Here is a 7,432-nt window from a genome sequence, read left to right as displayed (position 1 = left end):
CACCGTCGGCATCGCGGCGGCGGTCGGCGGCGCGGTCTGGGCGATCGCACGCTTCATCTCGCGCTGACACGCATCTCGCACTGACACGCATCTCGCACTGGTGCGCAGCATTCCAGGATGTCGTGAGGCACCCGTCCGGGTGATTAGCGGCTCCTGCGTAAACGAGGCAGACTGGGGAGCATGATGTCCGAAGAGCGCGATGAGAACCCGTCCGGCTTCACCCTCTGGGCCGTCTGGCGACGAAACCCCGACGTCCCCGTGACGGAGAACGACTCGACCGAGCTCGAGACGATCGTCTCCTACATCGAGGATTCGGGCGTGACCGTCCGCGGCTTCTACGACGTCTCCGGGCTCAAGGCCGACGCCGACCTCATGGTGTGGCTGCACGGTGACACGGCGGAGGAGCTGCAGAAGGCGCTGCGCCGCCTGCGTCGCACCGAGTTGCTGCGCTCCCTCCTCCCGGTGTGGAACGTGATGGGCGTGCACCGCGACGCCGAGTTCAACCGTTCGCATGTGCCGGGCTTCCTCCGCGGCATCGGCCCCAAGGACTGGCTCTGCCTCTACCCGTTCGTGCGCACGCCGGAGTGGTACCTCGCCCCGGAGGAGGAGCGTCGCACCATGCTCGCCGACCACGGACGCAAGGGCGCGGCATTCAAGGGCGTGCTCGCCAACACCGTCGCCTCGTTCGCGCTCGGCGACTACGAGTGGCTGCTTCCGCTCGAGGCCGATGAGCTCACCGACCTCGTCGACATGATGCGCGATCTGCGGTACACCGACGCCCGCCTGTACGTGAAGGAGGAGGTGCCCTTCTACACGGGGCGCAGGCTCCGGTTCGACGAGATCGCGGACGTCCTCCAGTAAGCGCATGAGCACTCCCATCCGTCTCGGTACCCGTCGAAGCGCGCTCGCGCAGGCGCAGTCGGGTCATGTCGCCGCGGCTCTCGAGAAGCTGTCGGGGCGCCGGGTCGAACTCGTCCCGATCACCAGCGAAGGCGACACCAACCGCGCGTCGCTCTCCGAGATCGGCGGGCAGGGCATCTTCGCGACGCGTCTTCGCGAGGCGTTGTTCGCGGGGGAGTGCGACTTCCTGGTGCATTCGCTGAAGGATCTCCCCACCGCCATCCCTGAAGGGCTCGTGATCGCGGCGACCCCGAAGCGCGAAGACCCGCGTGACGTGGTCCTGACCCGTGACGGCACCGCGTTGCACGAACTCCGCTCGGGAAGCACCGTCGGCACCGGCTCACCGCGACGCATCGCCCAGGTCCACCGGCGAGCACCCGGCGCCGAGGTCGTCGACATCCGCGGGAACGTCGATTCCCGGCTCGCCAGAGTCGTCTCCGGTGAGCTGGACGCGGTGATCCTCGCGGCAGCCGGTCTCTCGAGGCTCGACGCGAAGTCGCCGCTCCGACGCGAAGAGCTCGGTCTCGCAGAATGGCCCACCGCGCCGGGACAGGGTTCGCTCGCGGTCGAGACCCGGGCGGACGCCCCGCAGGAGCTGCTCACGGCCCTCGCCGGTCTCGACGACACCGACACGCGTCTGGCCATCACCGTCGAGCGCGCGATCCTGCAGGGCCTGGATGCCGGGTGCCAGGCACCGATGGCCGCTCACGCCGTCGTCGACGGCTCCTCGATCCGCGTCAGGACCGTCGTGTACGCCGCTGACGGGGGTCGCCGGATCGGCCTCGACGTCACGGAAGACCTGAACGGGGAGTATATTCGTCGGAACGGCAGTGGCAATGGAGCGGATGCTGCCGATGGTGCAGACCCGATGCACGCAGCGCGCGAGCTCGGGTTCACTGTTGCCCGTCGGCTGCTCGATCAAGGGGCGGCCGGCCTCGTATCCCGAGAGCAATCCTCATGACCACTTCCGAAATCAAGCAGGACCGACCGCTGGACGGCTGGCGCATCCTCGTGCCCCGTGGCGGGCCGTGGGGCGACAGCGTCGCCGCGAGCCTGCGCGCGCTGGGCGCGGTCCCCGTCGTCGCCCCGCTCATCAACTTCGCGCCGACGACAGACCAGGCGACGCTCGACTCGGCGTTGGCGCAGCTGGCCGCCGGGGAGTTCGACTGGCTGACGGTCACGAGCGCCACCACCGTCGACGTGCTCTTCGCCCACAGGGCGGTCGTGCCGCGTTCGACCAAGATCGCCGCTGTCGGCGAGACGACCGCGGCGGCTCTGCAGGCGGTCGGCTACGAGGTCACGCTGGTCCCGGAGCAGGACAACTCCGCAGAGGGGATGGCACAGCAGCTCATCGCCCTCGAGAAGGAGCCGCGCCGCATCCTCGCGCTGCGCAGCGAGATCGCGAAGCCCGTGCTCAGCCGGCTGCTCTCCGAAGCGGGCCATGATGTGCACGGTGTCGTGGCGTATCGCACGGTCGGCGTCCCGGTCACGGAGCGGATCCGCCGCGATGTGGAGAACGGTCGGATCAACGCGATCCTCATCACGAGCGGTTCGGTCGCCGAGCAGGTGCGCGAGCAGTTCCCGGAGATCCCCGACGACACCCTGCTCGCGGCTATCGGCCCCCGCACCGCGAAAGACGCGCAGCGCGCCGGGCTTCCCGTGTCGGTGGTTGCCGACCGTCAGACGATCGACGCCCTGATCGAGGCCGTCTCGCACTTCACCCTTCCGCACGCGGCCGACGAGTTCGCGCCGTGAGCTTCCCCGACGTGCGACTGAGACGACTGCGGCAGTCTCGCGCAGTGCGCGATCTGGTGCGCGAGACCTCGCTGCTGCCGGGGCAGCTCGTCCTCCCGCTGTTCGTGCGAGAGGGCATCACGGAGCCCGTGCAGATCGGGTCGATGCCCGGTGTCGCTCAGCATTCTCTCGATTCGCTGCGTGCGGCCGCGGTCGAGGCTGCGGAGGCGGGGGTCGGCGGCGTGATGCTGTTCGGCGTCCCCGAGGTGCGCGACGCCCTCGGCTCGGGTGCCGATGATCCGCATGGGATCCTCAACGTCGCAACCGAAGCGCTGGCGGCAGAGGTCGGCGACGCGCTCGTCGTGCAGACCGATCTGTGTCTCGATGAGTTCACCGACCACGGACACTGCGGCGTGCTCGCGGCCGACGGCTCCGTCGACAACGATGCGACGCTCGAACGGTACACCGCGATGGCTCTCTCCCAGGCGCGCGCGGGGTCGCAGCTGCTCGGGCTGTCCGGCATGATGGACGGCCAGGTCGCCGTGATCCGCAAGGCGCTCGACAGTGAGGGCTTCACGGACACGCTCCTGCTGGCCTATGCGGCGAAGTACGCGAGCGCGTTCTACGGACCTTTCCGGGAGGCAGTGGACTCTCAGCTGAAGGGCGACCGCCGCACGTACCAGCTCGATCCCGGAAACCGTCGCGAGGGTGTGCGCGAGGCAGTGGTGGACGAGGCGGAGGGTGCGGACATCGTCATGGTGAAGCCGGCGATGGCCTTCCTCGACGTGCTCCGCGAGGTGCGCGACACCGTGAGCATTCCGGTGTGGGCATATCAGGTCTCCGGCGAGTACGCGATGATCGAGGCCGCCGGTGCGAACGGGTGGATCGATCGTCGAGCAGCCGTTCTCGAGTCCCTTCTCTCCATCCGCCGCGCCGGTGCGGATGCGGTGCTCACCTACTGGGCCACCGAAGCGGCCGGCTGGCTGCGCGACTGATTGACCGAGGAGCACTCCTTTCATGAACGACCGTAACGACGACCTGTTCTCCGCTGCCCGCGCGGTCATCCCCGGTGGGGTCAACTCCCCGGTGCGTGCTTACGGTTCGGTGGGCGGGACGCCGCGGTTCCTCGCTTCGGCAAAGGGGGCGAAGGTCACGGATGCCGCCGGCCGCGAGTATGTCGACCTCGTCGCGTCGTGGGGTCCTGCGCTGCTGGGGCACGCGCACCCGGAGATCGTCGCCGCGGTGCAGGAGGCCGCAGCTCGTGGCCTGTCATTCGGCGCTCCGACGGAGGGCGAGGTCGAGCTCGCCGCGTTGATCGCCGACCGTGTGCGGTTCGGCGAGATCCGTCCTGTCGAGCGCGTGCGTCTGGTCTCCACGGGTACTGAGGCGACCATGACGGCCATCCGCCTTGCGCGGGGCGCCACGGGTCGCGACCTGTTGGTGAAGTTCGCCGGTCACTATCACGGGCATTCGGATGGCCTTCTCGCCGAAGCAGGTTCCGGCGTCGCGACGCTCGCGCTTCCGGGGTCGGCAGGTGTCCCGGCACCGATCGCGGCGCAGACGTTCGTGATCGGGTACAACGATCCCGAGGCGCTGGCTGCGGTGTTCGCCGAGCACGGCCAGCGCATCGCCGCGGTCATCGTCGAAGCCTCGGCCGCGAACATGGGCGTCGTGGCCCCGCTGCCCGGTTTCAACCGTCTGATCGCGGAGACTGCCCACGCCCACGGAGCGTTGATGATCCTCGATGAGGTGCTCACCGGATTCCGGGTGCACCCGGCAGGGTTCTGGGGTCTGCAGGCAGCTGCGGGCGAGGACTACCTGCCGGACATCTTCACGTTCGGCAAGGTTGTCGGTGGAGGCATGCCCCTGGCCGCGCTCGGTGGTCGAGCCGATGTCATGGATCTGCTCGCTCCCCTCGGGCCGGTCTACCAGGCGGGCACTCTCTCGGGGAATCCGCTCTCGGTCGCAGCGGGTCTCGCGACGCTGCGGCTCGCGACACCGGAGGTCTACGCGACGGTGGACGCCGCATCTCTTCGAGTCTCTACCGCCCTCGACGCGGCCCTCACCGACGCCGGCGTGACGCACGCGGTGGCCACCGCGGGCAACCTGTTCAACGCCTCGTTCCGGGCGTCGGCGCCGAGGGACTACGCCGAAGCTCAGGCTCAGGAGTCGTTCCGCTACGCGCCGTTCTTCCACTCGCTGCGTGAGCAGGGGGTGGCGCTTCCCCCGAGCGTCTTCGAGGCGTGGTTCCTGACCGCGGCCCACGGTGAGGACGAGCTGCAGCAGATCGAAGCCGCTCTTCCTGCCGCGGCCGCTGCGGCCGCAGCTGCTCGTCCATAACCGCGCGTTGGTGACTGTGCGTTCGTGAGGGCGCGTCCCAGGACCGCGCGTTCGTGACCGCGCGTCCGTGAGGGCTCGTTCGGGACCGCGGTCAGACGAACATGACGCGGCGCGGTGATGCGTCGGTGTAGCACCGGCCGAGCGGGCTGGTCCACTCGATGTCGCCGCCGGGGGTCTGTCTCGCTCGCCATCGGTGCTTCTCGGCGATGTCGGGATGCTTCAGCGCGTGGTGCCCGACGCAGAAGTGGCTCAGGTTGTCGATCGACGTCGCTCCGCCCTTCGCATGGTCGTGATTGTGGTCGATCTGACACCGGTGGACGGGTGTGCGGCACCCGGGAAATCGACAGTGCTGGTCTCTGGCCTGGAGGTGCCGCCGCATCGCCGCCGTCGGGGCGTAGGCGGCTGTGGCCGTCACGATGCCGGCGGGGTCGAGGAAGAGGCGGGACCAGCCGCCGTTGCGTCCGGCGAGGTCGCGGGCGATGTCGGGGTGCAGTGCACCGATGCCGTCGAGCTCGGCAGGCCGTTCGTCGATTCCGGCCAGCGTCTCGGCAGCGATCGTGACCTGGATGCGGGCGTGGATGCCCTCCAGAGCTGTGCCCGCCGCAGCAGAGGGATCCGTGGTCAGGAGCAGGTCGCTGAGCAGGTCGGTGCGGACCGCATCGATGCCTCGCTCATCGGTCGGGGCGGATGGGGCACCGAGTGACGGATCCGTCGTGAAGGTGTCTCCGTCGCCGAAGATGACGTGGGCGTCGACGCGTGCGTCGCCGGTGTCCGGTCCGCAGGGTGGCTCGCTGTCGTACGGGTGGCTGTTGAGCACAGGGTCTTCGCGATGGGAGTCGTCGGCTCGCAGGTCCTGCAGAAAGACCCGATCGGCGCCCGAGTCGAGGTCGTCCGAGGACAGCGCCGGTGTGTCATCGCCCGAAGAGGGATGGTCGCCTCGTGTGGCGATGACGTGCTGTGCGAGCCGGGTCAGTCGGTCGAGGATCGCGTGGGCGAGATGCTCCGGCAGCACGACCTGCAGCAGCGCGAGGCCGTCGTCGAGCGACCGGAGCGTGACTGACCGCTCCCCGTAGGCCCGCCGATGGCGCTCGACCACGGTCTCGCAGGCGAGGGACGACGCGACGCGGCGCACCATCGCGCGGGTGCGTGCGGGAGAATCCTGCTCCGCGACGACGAGTGCGGCAGTGTCGTACAGGGTGAGCGCCTCGGTGGCGGCCCGACCATCGCGAACGGCCTGCCGCACGATGGCGCCCTCGCGCACGATCTCCCGAACGTGTGCCGCACTGATCGCGCCGCGTCGGAACGCGTCTCTGACGACCGGGTGCTCGGCTTCGAGGAAGAGGGCGTCTGTGAAGGCGTACTCGATGCTGCCCTTCGACACGCGACCGGCCGCCGAGTACTCGGCGATCATCGAGCGGTGGATCGCCTCGCGGTGCTGCGGCTGCTCGTGGACATCTTCTTCCTGCAGCCGCAGACGATCGGCGAGCAGCGCAGACGCTTCTGCCTCGAGGATCGCGATGCGTCGGCGCTTCTCCACCCACGCGTCGAGCAGCGACTCGCGCTGATCGATGTCGTTCGTGGAGGGAGGCATGAGTCGAGTATAGTACATATGTTCGAATAGAGGAAGGGGATGTGGATGACTGGTGCTGATCGACAAGGGATCGTTGCGTTCCTGTGAGCAACTTCCAGACAACTGGCAGGGCCACGCTGGCAGACTGGGGGACATGGTGACGTTGCTGCTGGACCAGACGCAACTGGAGGTCGTGCTCTCGCCGATCGAACGTGCCGCCACCTTCCACCGTGACAACCTCCGGATCGCGCGCGACACCATCGCCAAGGTGCAGCTGACCGAAGATGCCTGGACCTGGCTCCGTGGCGTGCCGAACCCCGGCACGCACATCCCCGGCGTCCTCGCTGCCGGCAGTTGGAAGGCCGCGGGCAGCCTCGACTTCGTGCTGATCCGTCGCCGTCGTCCGAGCGTCGTGATCGATCTCGAGGGCGACGAGCAGTACCGCCGCCTGATCCTCACCACGAGCCACGGGCTCGCGCTCACGCAGGCTCTGCGACTCGACGTGTCGGATGAGCCCGCCAACGTCGAGGAGATCGTGGCGACCGCGCCTGTGCCGGTCTCGAAGGGACGCCGTCGTCCGGTCATCCGTCCTCGGCCTGCCTGACGCGAGGCGGCTCAGGCTTATGAATCCACGGTCGACCCGCCTCTGAATGCGGAACGCCCTCCGGGCCGAGAGGCCGGAGGGCGTTCGTCGTCAGCCGAGTCGCTCAGTTGCGACCGTGTTCGTTGTGACCGTGCTCGTCGTGACGGTGTTCGTCGTCAGGCTCGCTCTGCTCGCCGGCACCGGCGGTTCCGGACTGCTCGGTGCCGTGTTCGTCAGCGCCGAACCCGTCGGGCAGGGACTCCTCGGTGGGCGACTCCTCGGTTGGGGACTCCTCCGTGGGGGCC

At 68.9% G+C, this 7,432-nt stretch carries 7 protein-coding genes; 6 read left to right on the top strand and 1 reads right to left on the bottom strand.

Annotated elements, in window-relative coordinates:
- Nucleotides 1–180: 180 nt before the first annotated feature.
- The 5 genes from hemQ to DSP71_RS03395 are packed head-to-tail and all read left to right on the top strand — an operon-like array spanning nt 181 to nt 4,974.
- Nucleotides 181–861 (top strand): hydrogen peroxide-dependent heme synthase, encoded by a 681-nt coding sequence (hemQ, locus tag DSP71_RS03415; protein WP_046747491.1) that lies wholly within the window; start codon nt 181–183, stop codon nt 859–861.
- A gap of 4 nt (nt 862–865) precedes the next feature.
- On the top strand, nt 866–1,861 hold the full coding sequence (hemC, locus tag DSP71_RS03410) for a hydroxymethylbilane synthase (RefSeq protein ID WP_058631692.1): 996 nt from the start codon (nt 866–868) through the stop codon (nt 1,859–1,861).
- Nucleotides 1,858–2,655 carry a uroporphyrinogen-III synthase gene (locus DSP71_RS03405; RefSeq protein WP_046747493.1) on the top strand — a complete coding sequence of 266 codons (798 nt, stop codon included), beginning with the start codon at nt 1,858–1,860 and terminating at the stop codon, nt 2,653–2,655. Before hemC ends, DSP71_RS03405 begins: the two co-directional genes overlap by 4 nt.
- On the top strand, nt 2,652–3,629 hold the full coding sequence (gene hemB, locus DSP71_RS03400; RefSeq protein WP_058631691.1) for a porphobilinogen synthase: 978 nt from the start codon (nt 2,652–2,654) through the stop codon (nt 3,627–3,629). The genes DSP71_RS03405 and hemB overlap by 4 nt, the downstream gene beginning before the upstream one ends.
- A 22-nt stretch (nt 3,630–3,651) precedes the next feature.
- Complete coding sequence (locus DSP71_RS03395; RefSeq protein WP_113680363.1) at nt 3,652–4,974, top strand: glutamate-1-semialdehyde 2,1-aminomutase; 1,323 nt, start codon at nt 3,652–3,654, stop codon at nt 4,972–4,974.
- Nucleotides 4,975–5,065: 91 nt separating this feature from the next.
- Here the strand turns inward: DSP71_RS03395 and DSP71_RS03390 are convergent, their stop codons facing one another.
- Entirely contained in the window at nt 5,066–6,565 is a 1,500-nt protein-coding gene (locus DSP71_RS03390) for an HNH endonuclease signature motif containing protein (protein WP_113680362.1), read from the bottom strand.
- Between the two features lie 133 nt (nt 6,566–6,698).
- On the opposite strand from DSP71_RS03390, the gene DSP71_RS03385 reads away from it, so the two are divergent.
- The gene (locus DSP71_RS03385; RefSeq protein ID WP_046747664.1) at nt 6,699–7,148 is read left to right on the top strand and encodes a hypothetical protein; all 450 of its coding nucleotides are present in this window, start codon (nt 6,699–6,701) and stop codon (nt 7,146–7,148) included.
- Nucleotides 7,149–7,432: the final 284 nt, after the last annotated feature.

The sequence above is a fragment of the Microbacterium sp. H6 genome (assembly GCF_003314775.1).
Classification (GTDB): Bacteria; Actinomycetota; Actinomycetes; order Actinomycetales; family Microbacteriaceae; genus Microbacterium; species Microbacterium oxydans.
The sequence above is the reverse complement of the archived record's forward strand: the minus strand, read 5'-3'. Positions and strand labels throughout refer to the sequence as shown.